Origin of the sequence: Sphingobacterium lactis, from assembly GCF_011046555.1 — a bacterium.
GTDB classification, from domain to species: Bacteria; Bacteroidota; Bacteroidia; order Sphingobacteriales; family Sphingobacteriaceae; genus Sphingobacterium; species Sphingobacterium lactis.
The window spans coordinates 3,845,137-3,865,276 of record NZ_CP049246.1 but is presented as its reverse complement, the minus strand read 5'-3'; the positions used below and the strand labels follow the sequence as shown (position 1 = coordinate 3,865,276).

The window sequence follows — 20,140 nt, the reverse complement described above, 5'->3', positions numbered from 1 at the left end:
TAGACTGTGCTATCCCATAATAAACTTTGGCCATTAGAATTTAAAGCTCGTGGAAATAAGGATCTGCCGCGGACGTAAGGTAAACGAAGATTGGATCAACTCATACGTGCTATTGAATTGCCGTAGGTAGCTGTTGTTGTTCAGGATATTCTGAAAACTCACGTCAATATCCGTTTTCCATTTTTTAATCCGATACCTGTAATTGGCATCCAAAAAGAATTGATTCCGTTGGCTTTCGGTATTGTTGTCATATAAACTAGGACTGATACTGAAGATGTGGGTTTCGCCCGGTGCGAAGGCCAAATGCAGGAAATGATTGTGGTAAAAGATATGGTTTGTCATACCTCCGGCCATGCTGTTGCGGATATTCCCGACGGTAGCCTTATACGAGGTGTTCACAGCTGAACTGAAGGTGCTGACCAATTCAAAGGTTCCTGCTTGGGATTGATCCCTGAATTTTGCGTACTCCCCATTGATGTAATAATCTGCAACGCCCCAGCCAAGGTTACCGTAGAGCTTGAGTATGGTTTTCAGTGGTCGTATAAAGGTGGATCCATAAATCTGGAACTGATGGCGTAGGTTTTGGCCATCTTGGTTAAGGATGGTCGTGGTCGACCTTCCCAGTGCATCCAATTGGGCGGCAAAGGTGTGGTCCCGCTCTGCCAGCGTAAAAGCATAACCCAGGGAGGCAAATCGTGCTTTCAGTGGGTTCTTAACGTTGTATTGCAGGTTGAAAGCATTGTTTATCGTACGCAGAATACGGGCGTCATACCGCTGTAGGTTGCGGTATTGGGTGAGCAGATAGCCAGAATAGAGATTGTCGAATCCCGCGAAGTTGGTCTTTCGTGATGCGGTTGCCGCGAAATCATGGTTGCTGTTCAACAGGAAATTAAGGTTCACCGATGGATTGAACGTGTGTTGGGTTTCCTTTTCCAATACGTTCATTCCCTGTTGCTGGAGGTCAAACGCATAGAAATTGTAAGGCAGGGCCATGGAGAATTTCCAACGGTCGGAGTTGCGTTGGATGCCCAGGTTGGCGACAGCATGCAGCCTGTTGTTGTCCATGTCATTGATATAGGGTTTCTCCAACGCTTGGTTTCCAGTAGATGTCGCGGTGGTTATGTCCGTGTTCAGGCTGCTTTTTTCATAGTTGACTTCAACGCCGGGAGTAAATCGCCAGGAGCCTACCGCACGGCTGAGCTGAATGCCGTTGTTCCAGCGGAATCCGGTGTAATCAACCCGTTGGGTGAGCCCTGCATAGGGATTTCCATTATTGATCAGGTCCTCGAATTGTCCTGGCGTCACGGTCAAGCGCTGCGGAGTCCTTTGATAACGAATGGAGGAATTGAAGTTGACCATTTGTTTGCCGAACAATCGGGCAATGTTCAGGTCATTCTGGAGGGCCTCATCGGTATGCGCTTTCTGCTGTTGTATTGTTTGGTCAGCATTGAAGATCAGGTTCCCACGATCGCTGTTCCAGTGTTTCCTATAGCGCAGGCTGTTCCGCAGAAAAATCTGCTTTGCATTTTTTTCCACCAGGAGCCCCCCGTCAAAAGCATTGATACGGAACCGGTTATCCACATCTTCGGTCAGATGCAGCGTCTCATCCGCGGTGTAGAGGTAGGTGGAGGTATAGCCCTGTTGCCGTTGGCTATCGTCGTAATACGATAGATTGGCTTTCAGTTCCACTTCATTCGTGAATTTTCTGAGGATGTTGGAGCTGGCGAGGAAAATTTTGTTGTTCAGCCATTTTTTCTCATCAAAACCTGGTGTGGAGACTTCCTGGACATGGATGAATTCAGGGCCGTCCCCAAATTCTGGATTTCTACTGACCATTCCGGATCCACTGTAGAATGGCTGGAGATCCGACGCCACATTATGTCCGATGTTATTGGTCTGTATGGAATTGAGCATCTGCATCTTCTTGCCGAAGGTCATGGGCGTCAGATTGAGGTTCCATAGGAAATGGCTGGCGCCCAGGCCCACTTTCCCAGTTCCTGTCGTGGTAAATTCCTTCAACTCCAGGTTGATGGTCGCCCGGTCGGAGAATTCGATGCTGTCCAATATGCGAATGGGTTGGTCATTTTCGATGACCTCCACATTTTTTACCGCGTCCGCAGGCAGGTTGTTCGTGATCATGTTGTACCGGCCTTCCATCAGGTCCAGGTTGTTGACCTTAAACTTCTGGATGGGCTTGCCCTGATAGAGAATTTGATTGCCATTCATTTCGATGCCCGGCAATTTCCGGATGATATCCGCGATCACGCGGTCCTGCCGATTGGTGAAAGCGCCGACCTGATAGATGAGCGTATCCTTGCGTTGGCTAATCGGCCTATTGGTGACCACGATTTCCTTGAGGCGCTCATCCCCCGGTTCGAGCATATAAGCATACGTTGCGCTGCGGTTCGGGATGGTTAGGGTCCGCCGTTTATAGCTCAGGTGGTTCAGGTCCAGGATGACGGAGTCCACTCCTGATGCTGCTAGGGTCAAGCTGAAGCTTCCATCGGCACCGCTCCTGCTATAACCCAGGATGGCCGATTGTCCAATCTTTTTATAGGAGATGGATACATTGGAAATTGGTTTCTGGTCCAGGTCCAAAATTCGCCCCGAAACCTGTACCTGTGCAAAGGTAGGCAAGGAAAGGAAGAATAGGATCAAGAAGCCAAGGAAGATGCGCATAAGTCGCTATTGGAATTTTTCGATCCAATTGTTCTGTGACTTTGCATATTTCTTATCCCAATCGATGGACTGTTGTCGGCCTTCCGGTGTGCCCACGATAATATTGCCTGCAGCTTCATCAATGATCGTCCTGTTCAGGAAGTAATCGTTTCGTCCTTTGAAAAATGCCAATTTATCGGTCTTTGCGACTGTTTTCGGTAAACCAGTGGGCAAAGCAACCTGCCGATTGATATCTTGTTTCATGTCGGTAAGGGTGAATGTCCAGAAATCCTGGCTATCCTTGATTTTTACGATCAGTCCGGGTAGGCCGTGGAACTTGTAAGGACCTGCACCGATAGGGATTTCCGGTGTGAACCATGCTTCCCACGTCCGGCCGCCAAATTCAGTTGTTGCCTGCTGTACTGGAAGCCCCAAGAGGCTATCCTGCTTACCGGTGAGTTTCCAGTCAAGCACGATCTCTTCCTCGTAATATTGGTAATTGTCCGATCGCATGCCCAGCGAAAACGCATCCAATACCCGGAAATGGTTGTCGGTCCTGAAAATACTGTACAATGAATTGATCGGCTTTAACTTGCCCCGAAAAGAAGCGTCATTGCGGACGTCATAATCCGCCTTCTCCTTGCGTTTCACCAAATTCACCGAATCCCGAAATCCCTTCTCCAGTGATTGGAAAACACTGTGGCTCCCGTTTGTTAATAGCTCCATGGTTTCCGTTTGCTTTTTGCTATCCAAGCTATCCATCTGAAATGTCATCGCATAGATGAACTGCTGTTTGAACTGGGATTCGTTCTCTTGTGCAGATGAAGAAAAAGGAAACATGGCGCAAAAAAATAGCAGGGACAAGAGGTGTTTCATAATCTTTCGGAAGTTACAATTGTTTATAATATGGTGATGAACACGTGTTCTATACTAAAGTAAATATTTATTTCTGGTTAAAAAAGTGTTTTTTTTGAAGGTTTGAAAATCAATAGAAAACTTCACCTATTATGCTGTATGGATAATTTTTTGACCTTAACCAGCTATCTGTCACATAGTGGTTAACATTTTAATAACATTGGGTTAATCTCTTGATAAATTGTCGGTGATAATTTTGCCGGAAATCAATAATTTATGAGATTAACACTTTTACTTTTTTTCCAATTCTTATGTGTGTGCGGCTTTGCCCAGACCAGTATCTTAAAGGGTAAGGTTATGGACAGCAAGGATCAATTTTCCTTGCCTGGTGCTACCTTGAGAATTTCTGAAGGAAACCGATTTACGGTTTCAGATGCGAACGGGAATTTCGAATTCTTGGATCTTCCTGTTGGTACTTATCAATTAACTGTTGACTATTTAGGGTACGACCACTTTTCACAGCAAGTGCAGGTTACTTCGACCAATGGTCAACTTCAGGTTTTATTGGAAGCCGCAAGCAATTCCATCGATGAAGTGACGGTGATGGGGGATATTGCCAAAGGACAGGCCAAAGCCTTGAACCAGCAAAAGAACAATTCCAATATCACTAACATCATTTCTTCCGATCAGGTCGGACGTTTTCCAGATCAGAACATCGGAGACGCGTTGAAACGCGTACCGGGGATTACCATGCAGAACGACCAAGGGGAGGCGCGTAACATTATCGTACGCGGTCTGTCTCCGGAATTGAACTCGGTAACATTGAATGGTGACCGTATTCCATCAGCGGAAGGCGACAACAGAAACGTGCAGATGGACTTGATCCCATCGGACATGATTTCGTCCATTGAAGTGAACAAAACTTTGACGCCAGATATGGATGCCGATGCCATTGGTGGTTCGGTGAACTTGGTGACCCGTGCGGTTCCGAATAAACAACGGATCTCGGCCACATTGAGCGGAGGTTATATGCCTGTTCGCGAAAAAGCGGTCTACAATGGTGCATTCATCTATGGTAACCGTTTTATGGATAATAAAATGGGCTTGGTATTGAGTGGAACCATGCAGGCGCAGGATTTCGGTTCAAATAACATTGAAGCGGAATGGAAAGATGAAGAAGGAAAAGTATTCATGAACGAGATGCAGGTCCGCAAGTACGATGTTGCTCGTGTTCGTCGCAGTGTATCCGCAGCTTGGGATTACGATTTCAACTCCAGAAACCGCATTGCCTTGAATGCCATGTACAACTGGCGTGATGACCGCGAGAATCGTTTTGCCCTTACCTATAAGGATATTGAGTGGGACGAAAAGCAGAACTCCTATATCGCTACTTTGGGTCGTGAGACCAAAGGCGGTATTGATAACAACCGCAACAAGGGACGCCGTTTGGAGCGCCAGACGGTAATGAACTTTTCCTTACATGGTGAGCACCTTTTGACATCCAAATTGGATATGGATTGGGCAGCGTCTTATTCCAGAGCATCTGAATGGAGACCGAATGAACGCTACATGTCCTACCGATTGAAAAAAGCAAAGATCGGAACCGATATCAGCGATCCGTATTTGCCATTCGTAAAAGATGACAATACAGACCTTTCCAAACTGGAATTGAAGGAGTTGACAGAAAACGAAAATAATACCCATGAGGATGAGGTCGGTATGAAAGTGAACTTCCGTTTTCCACTTTCCGTGATCGAAGGACAAAAAGGTAGATTCCGTTTCGGAGGTCGCCTTCGTCTGAAATCCAAGGAAAGAGAGAACAATTTCTTTGAATACGCACCTATCGATGGATTGGAAGCTATGACGGACAACCCATTGCAGACTTGGGATGCGAGGTCTTGGGAACAGGGCGAGCGTTATGCACCGGGTTCCTTTGTGAGCAAGGACTATCTGGGTGGTCTTGATTTGACGGATAAATCGAAATTCGAACAGGAGACCGTACCAGGTGAATACCTAGCCGTGAATTACCACGCCAAAGAACATATCTATGCCGGATATATCCGTTGGGATCAGAACATTACCGAAAACACCGCATTGATTTTGGGTGCGCGTATCGAACATACACGTATCGACTATACAGGTAACAACGTTGTAGATGAAAAAGAATTAACCGGTGAGATCCGTAACAAGAATAACTACACCAACATTCTTCCGGGTATAACGTTGAAACATAATTTTGATGAGAACTTCATCTTGCGTGCTGCGGTAACGACATCCTTGGCCAGACCAAATTACTACGCTTTAGCACCATATGTTAATACGCTGATGGAAAACCGCGAAATTTCTGCGGGAAATCCAAATCTAAAGGCTACTTATTCCGTTAACTACGACCTGATGGTGGAGAAGTACTTCCAAAATGTAGGTATTGTTTCCGGAGGTGTATTCTATAAAAACTTAAAGAACTTTATCTACAAGTATAGTGACCAGAGCTTTACTTCGGCTCGTTTTGAGGAAACTTTCCCGGACCTGAAAAATCCTATCCAAGGAACAGAAACTTGGGATTTCGCCCAATTTAGAAATGGCGACAAAGTGGATGTGTATGGATTTGAAGTTGCCTTCCAGCGCCAATTGGATTTCCTTCCTGGTAAATTCCTGAAAGGGTTCGGTGTCTATGCAAACTATACCTTCACGGAATCCAAAGCGAAGGGTGTTTCCGGTGAAAATGGTATTCTGCGTGAAGGATTGGGCTTGCCAAGAACAGCACCACATATGTTGAACGGTTCCCTATCGTGGGAGAACAATAAGTTCTCTGCACGTGTTTCAGCAAACTTTACAGCAGCCTATTTGGATGAAATCGGCGACAATGCATTCACCGATGCGTACTACGATAAACAATTCTTCCTGGATGCCAATGCTTCCTACAAAATCACGAAGTCATTCCGCATCTTTGCTGAAGCAAATAACCTAACAGACCAACCATTGCGCTACTACCAAGGGGAGAAGCAATACATGAGACAGTTGGAATACTACAAACCACGTTATACCTTAGGTCTTAAATACGACCTGTAATCTTTGAAACATGAAAAAACAATTTTTGATATACGGATTGGCCACGGGCATGTTGTTTTCCTGTGGTGATAAATTGGCACCTGTTGTTGACCATGCACTGAAACCTATGGTGACAACGGAAGTTGTTCCCAACGATACGGATGATCCCGCTATTTGGGTAAACCCGGCGGACAGCACGCAGGTCATTGTCATCGGAACGGATAAGCACGAGAAGACCGGTGGATTGTACGCCTACGATATGGATGGCAAGATCATCAATAAGGTCGTTCCATTGGACCGACCGAACAATGTGGATATTGCCTACGGCATGCAGATCGGCGGTAAAAAAGTGGATATCGCTGTCGTAACCGAGCGTGGAACAGATAAAATCCGGGTGTTCAGTATGCCGGATCTGAAGCCATTGGATAACGGTGGAATTCCGGTATTTGAAGGGGAGACCGAGAAATCACCAATGGGGATTTCACTCTATACCAAATCCGACAGCACGGGGAATACCATTTATGCCATCGTCGGTCGCAAGACGGCAGGGAAGGACAATTACCTTTTCCAGTATGAGCTGAAAGATAACAATGGTGTTGTTGTTGGCGAAAAGGTACGGACGTTCGGACAATTCCTGGGTGGTAAAGAAATCGAAGCTATTGCTGTTGATAACGAATTGGGCTTTGTGTATTATTCCGATGAAGGTTATGGCATCCATAAGTACTATGCTGATCCGGCAAAGGGCAATGAAGAGCTTGCCGTATTCGGACAGAAGGACTTCAAGGAAGACCATGAAGGAATCGCGATCTATAAGACCAGTGATTCAACGGGCTATATCGTTGCCTCCAACCAGCAGAACAATTCCTTCAATATCTATCCGCGGGAAGGGGATGCCGGTAATCCACATCAATACACCCGTATTGCCGAAGTTCCGGTTTCAGCAATCGAATGTGATGGCGCTGATGCGATTTCCATGCCGATAGGTAGCAAGTTTCCGAAAGGCATGTTGGTCGCGATGAGTAATGGCATGGTATTCCATTACTACGATTGGCAGCAGTTCCAGGAACTGATCGACGCAAAAAAATAAAAATAATATAATAAGCAATTCGAGAGGAAAGGCCCCAAGGACAGGGGCCTTTTTTATGTTTATAGGGTGTTTATTATTTCCTGACGCAACGAATTGAGGCTCCCCGGCCATCTGTAAATTCATTCAACGCAATCAGCAGAAATGGATCGATAATGGAGGATCGGTATTTCATGGTGAAGTACATGGTTGGGTCATTGGTCCGATAGTACCCTTCGTCGCCATACTTGACATTGAGACCGATATTGGTATTTCCAGCTTCATAGTTGAAGCCCTGAATGACTTGGTTGCTGTCGCGATAACCAAGGGCGGTAAACAAGAGGTCCGGCGTTGGATAATGGTGCGAGCCGGAAACATCGGTATTGGACCATTTCACGAACCAGCCGTCGTTACCGGGTTGGTTAACGCGCTCATTCGGGTTGTCTGCGCTGGCAATCAGCAAGAGGTAATCCATGTAGCCCGGTAATCGCCAGAGCCCTTTGGGATAGACCTCCTGGCAAGGGTCTGCATTGGTAAATGGAGGGTCGCCCGGTTTCAGTCCGCCATGCCAATAATCGGAATTTTTGATATGCTGAATACCGCCAGCTTGGTTCCTGAAATAGGTGTTGTCATACCTGAATCGATATGCATTTCCTTTTGAGGTTGCCATATAAAAAAGGTTGGCGCGCGCCCACTGCACTTGATTGATCAGGATCGGTGACTCCCGGAGTCGAATATCCAAACGATATTGTTTGCCCGTTTCGGGGACAAATTCTGGGAGATCGAATGCAGTATTGGGCATCAACCGTTCAATCTCAAAGATTTGGTAAGGGGTTGATCCATCGATCTGTTGGCTGATAATGACCAAATCCCGAAGGGACACTTTCAGTTTAATTGGTCTATTGGGTGTAACGGTGGCAAAATCAGCATATTTGACCCAATCATTAGGGATCGTGTCGGCAACCTGGCTCCGCCACTCATGATTGTTGATTAAGGGTGCGGGCGTGATGTTGACGAATTTATCTTCCAATAGGGAAAATGCGCCATCACTGAGGCCGGCATCATCGCTGGCGATCGCTAGCGAAGCCCCTTTGATTGCCGAGAAAATGCCGCGTGTATTCAGGGACAACCTGACATTTGCGGTTTTCCGTTCAAAGGTAATTGCTATGTTGTTTTCAGCCTGTAGGTCAGGGGCTGTCTGGATGTACCCCGTCGCATAGAGAAAGTCATTGCCAGTGGTGCTGTTGGTGGCCTGGACGGCGATTTGTGGATCTGATGCGTTAAATGCTGGAAGATCTGTATTGTTGTTGAAGGAATAAGCGAACCATTTGTACCGCTTATTCCGGAAGGCACCAATTTCCAATGGTTTTCCAATCTCACCCATCGCTTGCGCAAAAAATGTTGTTGCCTTCCCTTCCTGATCAGTTTCGTATAGGACTATGTTGTATTTGAAACCCTGTTGCATCGGTTTGGCTTCTCCTTTTTTGCTCGCCTTTCCAATAGAAGCTCGCTTTTCTAGAACAGAATGCTCGGTCTCAGCCTGTAGGATGACTTCATATTCCAAGTCACCGGCAGGTATGATTCGGGTATAAGCTATGGGCTGGGAGCTAGCCATGCGCTGCTTATCTTTCGATAACTTAGGCTCAATATGAACAACCTTATTTGGTTGGAGACCGAAGACGGTAAACGTGATTTTGCTATTCCCAACAGGTTGGCTCAGTTTACTTTCTTTTTTACAGGAAAGGAAGCTTGATAGGCAGAAGAGGATGAGGAATAGGATACGTTTTTCCATGGTTTGCAGATTGATCAAAGGTCCAGGTCATAGGAGATATCTTTATCTTCCTTCCAGTCTTTAACCTTTGGTTCCTGACCGGATTGATCCTTCACTTTGATGGTGGTGGATACCGCGGCGATCGAACTCTCTAAGGACACCTTTTCCAAATTGACCCTAGGGGCAAAATATTTCCTGGAAAGGAATTGTTCCGTGTACATATGATGTCCTTTAGTACCTTGGATTGAGGGTCCTGCACCGTTTTTTTCTTTTTTCATGTGTTCCTTGTAGTTAATACTTAACTGTTGGTTGAAGGTGTTGAAAGCCTACCTGATAAATTAACGCTATAAAATTAACTATTTAGGTCAATCGGTAACGTTATATTTTAATAATTTTCCAAAAATAAATAAAAACTTATATTGAATCGGTAATTTTGGTGGTGATTTTAAGGAATGGGTATATATTAGGTAGCGACAGGGGCGTTGGGAATCAAAAAAAGCAATGAAACCTTTTCCCTGTAACCGGAAAAGGTTTCACTGCTTACGAAGAGTATAGTATTACAGGGATTCCTCCCCGAATTATGATTAAAGTCCTGAGGCCAATTGCATCAATATGGCGGTTAACCAACCCGCATAGGTGCCTATGGCATAACTGAAGACCGAAAGGATAACCCCAACGGATATCAGTGACGGATGAAACGCGGCTGAAGTTACCGACGCAGAAGCGACACCGCCAACATTGGCCATACTGCCCACGGCAAAATAGAAAAAGGGTACCTTGAATATTTTACCCACGATAAGCAGTAGGAGTGCGTGGAATGCTAGCCAGATAAAGCCAACAACGAATAGCCCTGGGTTACCCAGGATGGCCAGTATATTCATCTGCATACCAATGGTCGTGATCAGGATGTACAGGAATACCGAAGCCAATTTCGAAGCGCCTGCGTATTCCAATTTTCTAGCCGGTGTGAATGATAGAGCAATACCAATCACGGTCGAAAAGAAGATCAACCAAAAGAAACTATTTGTCAGGGAAAACTTCGCCATGTCCGGATAGTGGGTGGCCATATAGGTCGAAAGCGGTTCTGCCAGAAGAGTGGCCAAACCTGTTCCGCCAAAGGCGAGGGCGATCATCAAGATAATATCTTTGGTTTCCGGTGTGCGGCTATGGGTTTTCACCTTTTCATCCATGCGTGCCTTCAGTTCTTCTACGTCCTGCGAATCTGCTTTAAAGAACTTATCGAACTGTTTATATTTACTCGCACCGTACAGCAGGAAGGCCATCCATATATAGGCTACGAAGGCATCCACGGCAATGATGGAGGAAAATAGATTTGCTGACGGTTGTAGAATTTCCTTCAGTGCGACTTGGTTTGCGGAACCGCCAATCCAGGAACCTGCCAGGGTACCCAATCCGCGCCATACCTCATCCGGTCCGGTGCCACCAACGACTTGAGGAGCAACCAGGGACGTTAAATAGACCGCAATCGGACCGCCGAGAACAATCCCCACGGTTCCGGTGATGAACATCAATCCAGCACGCTTCCGTAAGGCCCACATCTCCCGAAGATCCAGATTTAATACGAATAGAATTAAACAGGCCGGTAGGAAATACCGGCTGCCGATGCTCGTCAATGGCGAATTCTCCCCATCGATCACACCAAATGAATTCAATAAACCCGGTAAAAAATAACATAGCAATAAAGGGGGGATGATGTTGTAAAATCCCTTAATGAATTTGTTCTGTAAATTGGACGTATAAAAGACGAAGCCAAGGATGGCCATCAATAATCCGAATACCACCGTTGTGTTGCTGATGAGTGGCATCGTTTCGGTTTCAGTAATTTGCATAGAACTGTAATAATTGTTATTTTGCTGTGAAAATAGCTAATTATTTCAATTAATAATTGAAATATTCATAATTACAATCGCTTAAATCATTCTGAATCGTTCAAAAACAGACGAAATGGACCGTAGAAATTTTATTAAAAACAGTGGTATACTATTCGGCGCCACTTCATTAGACCTATCCCACAATAATTTTACAATAAAAAAGAAAATCCGGGTTGGTCTGATCGGCTGTGGTGGCCGTGGAACGGGTGCTGCCTTTCAGGCGTTGAATGCAGATCCCGATGTGGAGATCGTTGCACTCGCGGACATTTTTCCGGATCAGATTGAAACAGCACTATCCGCACTGCAGGAAGCGCATAAGGATAGGGTAAAGGTGACAGAAAAAACAAAATATATCGGCTTTGATGCCTACAAGAAATTAATAGGGGGCAAAGTCGATGTGGTCCTGTTGGCTGCACCGCCAGTATTTCGGCCGGATCACTTGGAAGAAGCCGTGAAAAAGGGAAAGCACATTTTCTGTGAAAAACCGATGGCCGTGGATATTCCGGGTGTGCACCGCGTCCGGGAAGCCGTGAAATTGGCCAAGGAAAAGAAATTGAACCTGGTGTCCGGATATTGTTTCCGATACTCCACGCCAAACAGGGAACTGGCCAAGCAGGTGCATGCAGGTAGCATTGGCGATATATTCTCGATCAGCACATTCCGCCTAGGTGGCGAGCTGACTGAAAAGCCAAAACAGGCAAATTGGTCGGATCTGGATTATCAACTCCGGAACTGGTACTATTACCAACGTTATTCCGGAGATATCATCGTGGAACAGACCATACACAGCATCGACTTTATGAGCTGGATGCTGAACCGGGGATTGCCGAAAACTGTTTCGGGAACTGGTGGTCGGCAGAGCAAACCTTGGGATAAATATGGCAATGTTTTCGACCATTTTGCGGTCGAATTCGATTATGGCGATGGCGTAAAGGGCTTCCACTTCGGCAGACAGCAGAACGGTACCCAACCGCGGAACTCCGTCGAGGCCATCGGAACCAAAGGCAACCTGAATGTTAGCCTATTGAGCAGCTACCAGATCCATGGCGAGAACCCTTGGAAATTCAGCGGGAAGATGAATAACATGTACCAAACGCAACACGATGAGTTGTTCGCGGCGATCAAAAGTGGGGAAACACTGATGGACGGTGATTTCATGGCCGATTCTACCCTGTTGGGTATTTGGGCACGTGAGGCTGCATACTCCGGCAAGATCATCAGCCTGGAAGAGATCCAGAATTCGGAGAAAACCTATGGCCCAACAAGTGACGGATATTCCTGGGAAATGGAACTGGATACAGCACGGATTCCAAGACCGGGTTTGGCAACTTAATCAATTTGATCCTTATTGGTGCATACTAGATGATAGAAAAGATAAAGATTTTGGTGGTAGGCTGCGGTAATATGGGGGCGTCCCATGCACAAGCCTACCATGATATGCCCGCATTTGAAATCGTGGGTTTGGTTTCACGGGGGGAGAGCAAGAAGCTATTAAATGCAAAGTTAGGTGCAGATTATCCTTTGTTTGACGACTACGAGACCGCTTTGTTAACAACCCAGCCCGATGCGGTTTGTATTTCCACCTACCCTGATACCCATGAAGCATATGCCATCCAAGCGTTCGAAGCCGGTGCGCATGTTTTCATTGAAAAACCATTGGCGGATACGGTGCTTGGTGCTCAGAAAGTCGTGGAGGCCGCAAATAAAGCAGGGAAGAAGCTTGTGGTGGGGTATATCCTGCGCCATCACCCTTCCTGGATCCGCTTTATAGAAGTCGCCAAGACCATGGGATATCCCTTGGTGATGCGCATGAACCTGAACCAGCAATCGCAGGGGTACATGTGGAATGTGCACCGCAATTTAATGAAGAGTTTGAGCCCCATTGTGGACTGTGGCGTGCATTATATTGATGTGATGTGCCAGATGACGGACGCGAAGCCCATAACGGTTTCGGCCATCGGCGCGCGGCTGACGGATGATATTCCCAGCGATAACTACAACTACGGGCAGCTGCAGATCCGTTTTGACGATGGCAGTGTGGGCTGGTATGAAGCAGGCTGGGGACCGATGATCAGTGATACGGCATTCTTTGTGAAGGATGTCATTGGTCCGAAAGGTTGTGTATCCATCGTGGCAAAAGAAGCAGCTAAGGCCGGTAATTCCGATTCTGTTGAAGCGCATACGAAGACCGAATCGTTAAAGGTTCATTATGCGGATATCGATGGGGAGAATAACTTTACCCGTGCGGATGAATGGATTGACCTGGCCGACGAACCGGATCATCAGGAACTGTGCAACCGCGAACAGACTTTCTTTATGCAGGCCATCCAAGAAGATCTGGACCTTTCCAAATCCATGCAGGATGCTGTGAACAGTTTACAGATCGCCATTGCCTGTGACGAATCCGTAAAGACTGGGAATATCGTAAAATTATAATGTATGAAAAGATTAAGCTTTGTATTTGGCCTGCTGTTGCTGGCTGTGTATGCATTCGGCCAGAGCAAAAAGCCAAATATCATCTTAATCTTGGCGGATGATCTCGGCTATGGAGATCTTAGTGCCTATGGTCAGGAGAAATTCAGCACGCCGAATATCGATCGCATAGCGGCGAAAGGTATGTTGTTCACGGATTTCTACGCCGGGGCGCCCGTTTGTGCGCCATCCAGGGCAGCCCTGCTGCAAGGACAACATACAGGCCATACCTATATCCGCGGGAATAAGGAAATCCAACCGGAAGGGCAGGAGCCGCTTGCGGCGGATGTGCAGACCTTTGCTCAATTGCTGCAGCAAGCAGGTTATCGCACGGGAGCCTTTGGGAAATGGGGACTCGGCATGGTGGGCACCACCGGTGACCCACTGAACAAGGGATTCGATGAATTCTACGGCTATAACTGTCAACGGCAGTCCCACCGGTATTACCCGACCCATCTCTGGGATAATGACAAACGCATCCCTATGCAAGGGAACGATCTGACGAATCGGGTGGTCTATGTCCCTGACTCCATTCAGGCCAAAACCCTAACCTTCATCCATACGTATAAAGATGGTCCCTATTTTCTTTTTGTGCCCACCGTACTGCCACATGCCGAATTGATCGTCCCTGCCGGCGAGGAGTTGGCCATGTTCGCGGGTAAGTTTCCGGAAAAACCGTTCAAGGGTAGTGATTACGGCCCGAATGCCGGCCCGGGTTATACCTCGCAGCGGCAACCGAGAGCGACCTTTGCTGCCATGATGACCCTATTGGACATCCATGTCGGCCAGATCCTGGACGCCTTGGAGGAGGAGGGGGTACTCGAAAATACCGTGGTTATCTTTACCAGTGACAATGGCTCCCACCTGGAAGGTGGAGCGGATCCGGACTTTTTTAAGAGTTCGGGACCTTTTCGTGGAAATAAACGTGATGTCTACGAAGGCGGGGTTCGCGTGCCGATGTTGGTGCAATGGCCAGCGTCTATCGAGGCGGGCAGCAAGTCCAGGCATGTGTCCGCATTTTGGGATATCGCACCGACCCTGTTGGAGATTGCCGGAGCGAAAAAGCTGGATAAGACCGATGGCATCAGCTTTCTACCAGCCCTAAAAGGAAAGGAAAACCAGCGCAACCATGATTATCTCTATTGGGAATTCCATGAACAGGGTGGCAAGCAGGGTATCCGCATGGGGGATTACAAAGCCATTCGCCTGAAAGCAAAGGACAACCCCGATGCACCAATTGCCATCTACCATCTGCCAACCGATATCAACGAGCAACATAATATTGCCGACAAACACCCGGAATTGGTGGAAAAAGCCAAGAAAATTATGACTGAAGCACGTACGGAAAGCGCATTGTTCCCATTTCAGTGATGATGAAAGCAGGAGAGATTCCTACATGTAGTAGATTCTCTTCTTCGAACGAAATGTTCCGCACAATTTGCGTACAGATAGCCTCGCCGTTCCGATAATCCGGGGCGTGTTTCTTGCGCACTTCATGTCACAGCAATTCCCCTACCTAAACTGCACAATAAACGTTTATAGCCCAATTTTATCAAATTGTTAAAATCGCGCGCAACATGTTTTAAATCAGTGTGTTGATTAAATTTTCTCTGCGAATTTACCTTATTTCTATCTAGACCTTGTCTGACATGCGTCCGAGGTGAGAGCGTACTGAGAGCGTGGTGAGAGCGTGCCTATAGCACGTCTGCACCACGGTTAAACTACGGCCACAGTACGCTTGCATGTCGAACAAGGTCCAGGTACCCCACAAGGCACTTTCCAAAAAATGAGGCATTACGGAAAAAATAGCATGGATCATCGCACATTGAAAAAATCATATCACGACAGCGTGGTCCAATTGCGAAAAATAGCAAGAATAAGGAGTTGCTTTACGAATATGGAAATTCCATAGTGTCAGCGGTTAAAGGGTTGATGCTGAATTAAATATAGGAAAAAAAACGGAAACCAATGTATGTGGGTGCAATCTAACAGAAAATTACCTTGCCCAACCGGCTTTCCAATCTTTCGGGAAACCTGTTCTTAGGGAATATTCAGGTATTTATGTGTCTGCAGGGAAATTTCCCATTTCGGGTTGTCCTTGACATAGTCAATGATCAACGGTGTCATCTCCGCTGCTTTGGACCATTCCGGTTGCAGGTACAGTTTGCAGTTCGCATTCACGAATTTCGCATGTTCCTCTGCCCATTGGAAATCACTTTTGTTGAAAACAATCACCTTCAGCTCACCCGCGGCGCTCAACACATCTTCACGAGGGCCCTTGAATTTTTTCGGCGATAGACAGATCCAATCCCAATACCCGGTTAGGGGATAGGCGCCTGATGTTTCCAGGAAAATTTTGATCCCGGCTTCCTTCAGCTTTTGCGTCAGGTAAGTCAGGTTGTAGAGTAGAGGTTCTCCACCTGTGATCACGACCGTTTTTGCGGGGTGTTTCTTGGCATTATCCACAATGACTTCCGCTGCGGTCAGTGGGTGCAGTGCGGCATCCCAGCTTTCCTTGACGTCACACCAATGGCAGCCCACATCGCAGCCTCCCAAGCGGATGAAATAAGCCGCCTTGCCCGTGTGGTATCCCTCGCCCTGTATCGTGTAAAACTCCTCCATTAATGGAAGGAATGTGCCGTCCGCTGGAACTTGATTTGACATGTGAAGTAATTTGAGCTGCAAAATTACGAAAAAAATGGGAGATGTGTATGTCAACTGAATTTCAGGAAATGAACCGTTCAGCAAGGGTGTGTTCATGGCCATGGAAACCTAAGCTTGCAAGGGTGGTGAAAATTAGCGCTAATCTGCTGGATTTGCTGTTTTTTCCAACGCCTTTCGTTAGGTAAAGCATAAATAATTCGCTAATTTTGTAATCGAATTAATTAAGGTGGTTTTTGATACGCAATGTAATTGTACATGTTGCAAAAAGCTGCGATTTTTAGACAAACAAAAAATCATGTTGTAAATGATTAACATTACACTCCCTGACGGTTCTGTACGTCAGTATGAAAAAGGGACAACTGCCATGCAGATTGCCCAGTCGATTTCCGAAGGGTTAGCCAGAAATGTATTGGCAGCCGAAGTGAACGGTGAAGTTTGGGATTCCGCACGCGCGATCGAGACGGATGCTTCCGTAAAACTGTTGACCTGGAATGACGACAAAGGAAAGAATACCTTCTGGCATTCCTCGGCCCACTTGCTGGCCGAAGCTTTGGAGGCGCTGTATCCGGGTATCAAATTTGGTATCGGTCCAGCAATTGAAACCGGATTCTACTACGATGTAGATTTCGGCGACCGTGAATTCTCGTCCGATGATTTCAAGCAGATCGAGGACAAGATGATCGAATTGGCCAAGCAAAAGGAAGTTTTTGAACGCAAGGCGGTTTCAAAAGCGGATGCGCTGGCATATTTTGAAGATAAGGGCGACGAGTACAAATTGGACTTGATCAAGGACTTGGAAGATGGTAAGATTACCTTCTACACCCAAGGGAATTTCACCGATTTGTGTCGCGGACCACATATTCCGAACACCAGTTTTATCAAGGCGGTTAAGTTGACCAACGTGGCTGGTGCGTATTGGCGCGGGGATGAAACCCGTAAGCAATTGACCCGTATCTACGGCGTGACTTTCCCGAAAGCCTCCGAACTGACAGAATACCTGAAGTTCATCGAGGAAGCGAAGAAGCGTGACCACCGTAAATTGGGTAAGGAGCTGGAGCTGTTTGCCTTTTCCGAAAAGGTAGGGATGGGGCTGCCGTTATGGTTGCCGAAAGGTACGGCTCTTCGTCAGAAATTGCAGGACTTCCTGCAACGTGCGCAGATCAAAGCAGGCTACGAGCCAGTAGTGACGCCACATATCGGGCATAAGCAACTGTACATTACGTCCGGACACTACGAGAAATACGGTGCGGATTCTTTCCAGCCGATCAAAACACCGGTGGATGGGGAGGAATTCTTGTTGAAACCGATGAACTGTCCGCATCACTGTGAAATCTATAAGGTGAAGCCGCGTTCCTATAAGGACCTTCCGGTTCGCTTTGCAGAATTCGGAACGGTATACCGCTATGAACAATCTGGTGAGTTGCATGGTTTAACACGTGTACGTGGGTTTACGCAGGATGATGCGCACTTGTTCTGTCGTCCAGACCAAGTGAAGGACGAGTTCAAGAAAGTGATCGACTTGGTACTTTATGTATTCAAGGCATTGGGTTTTGATAATTTCACGGCGCAGGTTTCGTTACGTGATCCGGAGAACAAGTCGAAATATATCGGTTCGGATGAGAACTGGGCATTGGCCGAGGCAGCGATCATCGAATCGGCAGCGGAAAAGGGTCTACCGACCGTTGTTGAGTTGGGTGAAGCGGCATTCTATGGTCCGAAACTTGATTTTATGGTGAAGGATGCATTGGGCCGGAAGTGGCAGTTGGGTACCATCCAAGTGGATTACAACCTTCCTGAGCGTTTTGAGCTGGAATACACAGGCAGTGATAACCAGAAACATCGTCCGGTGATGATCCACCGCGCACCGTTCGGATCACTGGAGCGTTTCGTTGCAGTTCTGATTGAGCACTGTGGCGGTCAGTTTCCGTTATGGCTTGCTCCTGAGCAGTTTATCGTCTTGCCAGTGTCAGAAAAATATGAAGAATATGCTCAAAAAGTTTTAGAATCGCTAAATAATTCCGATATTCGCGGTCTGATTGACTTACGTGACGAGAAAGTCGGCCGTAAGATCCGCGATGCTGAAGTCAAGAAAATGCCTTACATGGTGATTGTAGGGGAGAAGGAGATGGAAAGCGGAACAATCTCGGTTCGTAAACACGGCGGCGTGGACTTAGGGTCCATCAGTCCGGATGAGTTTAAAGATTTATTAATAAAAGAAATAACTGTTTAATTTAATTAAGGAAACATTTGGCAAAAAGTAACACTTTCGGCAATAGAGGCCCGATTAGAAAGAAAGAACCAGAACACCGTATCAATGAGCACATCCGTGTTCCAGAAGTACGTTTGGTTGGAGATAACGTTGAAACAGGAATCTACCCCACGCGGCAAGCCCTAGCAATGGCTGACGATTTGGAGTTGGATTTGGTTGAAATCTCTCCTAATGCTACGCCTCCTGTTTGTAAGATTATCGACTACAGTAAATTCGTTTACGAACAGAAAAAGAAACAAAAAGAAATCAAAGCAAACGCGAAACAAACTGTTATTAAGGAGATCCGTTTCGGACCGAATACCAGTGAGCATGACTTCGAGTTCAAATTGAAACATGCGATGCGTTTCTTGGAAAGCGGTGAGAAAGTTCGTGCCTACGTGCATTTCAAAGGCCGTGCAATCGTATTCAAGGAGCAAGGGGAAATCTTGTTGCTTCGTTTTGCACAGGCGTTGGAAGACTACGGGAAAGTGGAATTGCTACCTAAATTGGAAGGTAAGCGTATGTTCTTGACCCTAGCGCCGAAGGTTGCCGCGAAAAAGTAAAACAGTATCTAACAGATTGATATAAAATATAAGTATTATGCCAAAAGTTAAAACCAATTCCAGCGCGAAAAAACGCTTTAAATTGACTGGAACAGGTAAAATTGCAAGAAAAAACGCTTTCAAAAGCCACATCTTGACAAAGAAAACGACAAAACAAAAACGTAACTTAACTACAACTAGTTATGTTAATGACGCTGATATGGGCAACGTAAAACGTATGCTTGCTATCGGTAAATAAGTTTTTATTTTTTAATAACACATTTTTTGACCGGGTAACAGGTCGTAAGTTTGCTGAGATACGCAACGCCTCTTACCAAATTAAATTTTAATAATTATGCCACGTTCGGTTAACGCAGTAGCTTCGAGAAGAAGAAGAAAAAGAATCCTTAAATTAGCCAAAGGCTATTATGGATCCCGTAGCAAAGTTTATACTATTGCTAAAAATACAGTAGAAAAAGGTTTACAGTACGCTTACCGCGACCGTAAAACCAAAAAACGCGAGTTCAGAGCTTTATGGATTCAACGTATCAACGCTGGAGCACGTCAACACGGAATCTCTTATTCCCAATTGATCGGTAAATTAAACGCTAAAAACATCGGCCTAAACCGTAAGGTATTAGCTGACTTAGCTTTAAACAATCCAGATGCTTTCAAAGCAGTTGTAGACGCAGTAAAATAAAGTTTAACCCGCTGTCAATTTGTTAGGTACTTTAAAAGCCATCCCAAAAGGATGGCTTTTGTTTTTGGGGTGGTGGGGGTGCTGGCGGACTTGTGTCTGCGTTATTGTTTTAATACGCCATGCAACCCCGGAGGGGTGCAACTATTTTAGCTCAGGATTGAGTAACCCAAATAACCCCTTTAGGGGTGAAACAATTTTAGAACACCCCTAGCGGGGTTGCATGCCGG

Annotated in this window: 15 protein-coding genes; 9 read left to right on the top strand and 6 right to left on the bottom strand. The window is 46.3% G+C overall.

What is annotated here, in order from left to right; all coding sequences use genetic code 11:
• Nucleotides 1–33: 33 nt before the first annotated feature.
• On the bottom strand, nt 34–2,679 hold the full coding sequence (locus G6N79_RS16810; protein WP_103905766.1) for a TonB-dependent receptor: 2,646 nt from the start codon (nt 2,677–2,679) through the stop codon (nt 34–36).
• A 6-nt stretch (nt 2,680–2,685) separates the two neighbouring features.
• The gene (locus tag G6N79_RS16805) at nt 2,686–3,498 is read right to left on the bottom strand and encodes a GLPGLI family protein (RefSeq protein ID WP_160003675.1); all 813 of its coding nucleotides are present in this window, start codon (nt 3,496–3,498) and stop codon (nt 2,686–2,688) included.
• Nucleotides 3,499–3,789: 291 nt separating this feature from the next.
• Between G6N79_RS16805 and G6N79_RS16800 the strand changes: the two genes are divergently transcribed.
• Together G6N79_RS16800 and G6N79_RS16795 are read left to right on the top strand one after the other, a co-directional pair.
• Entirely contained in the window at nt 3,790–6,582 is a 2,793-nt protein-coding gene (locus G6N79_RS16800; RefSeq protein ID WP_103905764.1) for a TonB-dependent receptor, read from the top strand.
• Between the two features lie 10 nt (nt 6,583–6,592).
• On the top strand, nt 6,593–7,648 hold the full coding sequence (locus tag G6N79_RS16795) for a phytase (RefSeq protein ID WP_103905763.1): 1,056 nt from the start codon (nt 6,593–6,595) through the stop codon (nt 7,646–7,648).
• Between the two features lie 73 nt (nt 7,649–7,721).
• Here G6N79_RS16795 and G6N79_RS16790 read toward each other — a convergent pair whose 3' ends face one another.
• From G6N79_RS16790 to G6N79_RS16780, 3 genes are all read right to left on the bottom strand, one after another.
• The gene (locus G6N79_RS16790; RefSeq protein ID WP_103905762.1) at nt 7,722–9,416 is read right to left on the bottom strand and encodes a hypothetical protein; all 1,695 of its coding nucleotides are present in this window, start codon (nt 9,414–9,416) and stop codon (nt 7,722–7,724) included.
• A 14-nt stretch (nt 9,417–9,430) separates the two neighbouring features.
• Entirely contained in the window at nt 9,431–9,673 is a 243-nt protein-coding gene (locus tag G6N79_RS16785) for a hypothetical protein (RefSeq protein ID WP_103905761.1), read from the bottom strand.
• A gap of 306 nt (nt 9,674–9,979) precedes the next feature.
• Nucleotides 9,980–11,245 (bottom strand): DUF819 family protein, encoded by a 1,266-nt coding sequence (locus G6N79_RS16780; RefSeq protein WP_103905760.1) that lies wholly within the window; start codon nt 11,243–11,245, stop codon nt 9,980–9,982.
• 115 nt (nt 11,246–11,360) lie between these two features.
• On the opposite strand from G6N79_RS16780, the gene G6N79_RS16775 reads away from it, so the two are divergent.
• Genes G6N79_RS16775 through G6N79_RS16765 form a run of 3 tightly spaced genes read left to right on the top strand, consistent with a single transcriptional unit; the run spans nt 11,361 to nt 15,130 of the window.
• On the top strand, nt 11,361–12,620 hold the full coding sequence (locus G6N79_RS16775) for a Gfo/Idh/MocA family protein (protein WP_103905759.1): 1,260 nt from the start codon (nt 11,361–11,363) through the stop codon (nt 12,618–12,620).
• 29 nt (nt 12,621–12,649) lie between these two features.
• Nucleotides 12,650–13,723: a Gfo/Idh/MocA family protein gene (locus G6N79_RS16770; protein WP_103905758.1), complete on the top strand. Its 1,074-nt coding sequence runs from the start codon at nt 12,650–12,652 to the stop codon at nt 13,721–13,723.
• 3 nt (nt 13,724–13,726) lie between these two features.
• Entirely contained in the window at nt 13,727–15,130 is a 1,404-nt protein-coding gene (locus G6N79_RS16765; RefSeq protein WP_103905757.1) for an arylsulfatase, read from the top strand.
• Nucleotides 15,131–15,799: 669 nt separating this feature from the next.
• On the opposite strand, the gene G6N79_RS16760 is transcribed toward G6N79_RS16765, so the two are convergent.
• Nucleotides 15,800–16,423: a 7-carboxy-7-deazaguanine synthase QueE gene (locus G6N79_RS16760; protein ID WP_103905920.1), complete on the bottom strand. Its 624-nt coding sequence runs from the start codon at nt 16,421–16,423 to the stop codon at nt 15,800–15,802.
• A gap of 304 nt (nt 16,424–16,727) precedes the next feature.
• Between G6N79_RS16760 and thrS the strand changes: the two genes are divergently transcribed.
• From thrS to rplT, 4 genes are all read left to right on the top strand, one after another.
• The gene (gene thrS / locus G6N79_RS16755; protein ID WP_103905756.1) at nt 16,728–18,653 is read left to right on the top strand and encodes a threonine--tRNA ligase; all 1,926 of its coding nucleotides are present in this window, start codon (nt 16,728–16,730) and stop codon (nt 18,651–18,653) included.
• A gap of 17 nt (nt 18,654–18,670) precedes the next feature.
• Entirely contained in the window at nt 18,671–19,234 is a 564-nt protein-coding gene (gene infC, locus G6N79_RS16750; RefSeq protein WP_234993171.1) for a translation initiation factor IF-3, read from the top strand.
• A gap of 37 nt (nt 19,235–19,271) precedes the next feature.
• Nucleotides 19,272–19,472, top strand: coding sequence for a 50S ribosomal protein L35 (gene rpmI, locus G6N79_RS16745; RefSeq protein WP_094255093.1), 201 nt, complete (start codon nt 19,272–19,274; stop codon nt 19,470–19,472).
• Nucleotides 19,473–19,568: 96 nt separating this feature from the next.
• Nucleotides 19,569–19,913, top strand: coding sequence for a 50S ribosomal protein L20 (rplT, locus tag G6N79_RS16740; protein ID WP_093098929.1), 345 nt, complete (start codon nt 19,569–19,571; stop codon nt 19,911–19,913).
• Nucleotides 19,914–20,140: the final 227 nt, after the last annotated feature.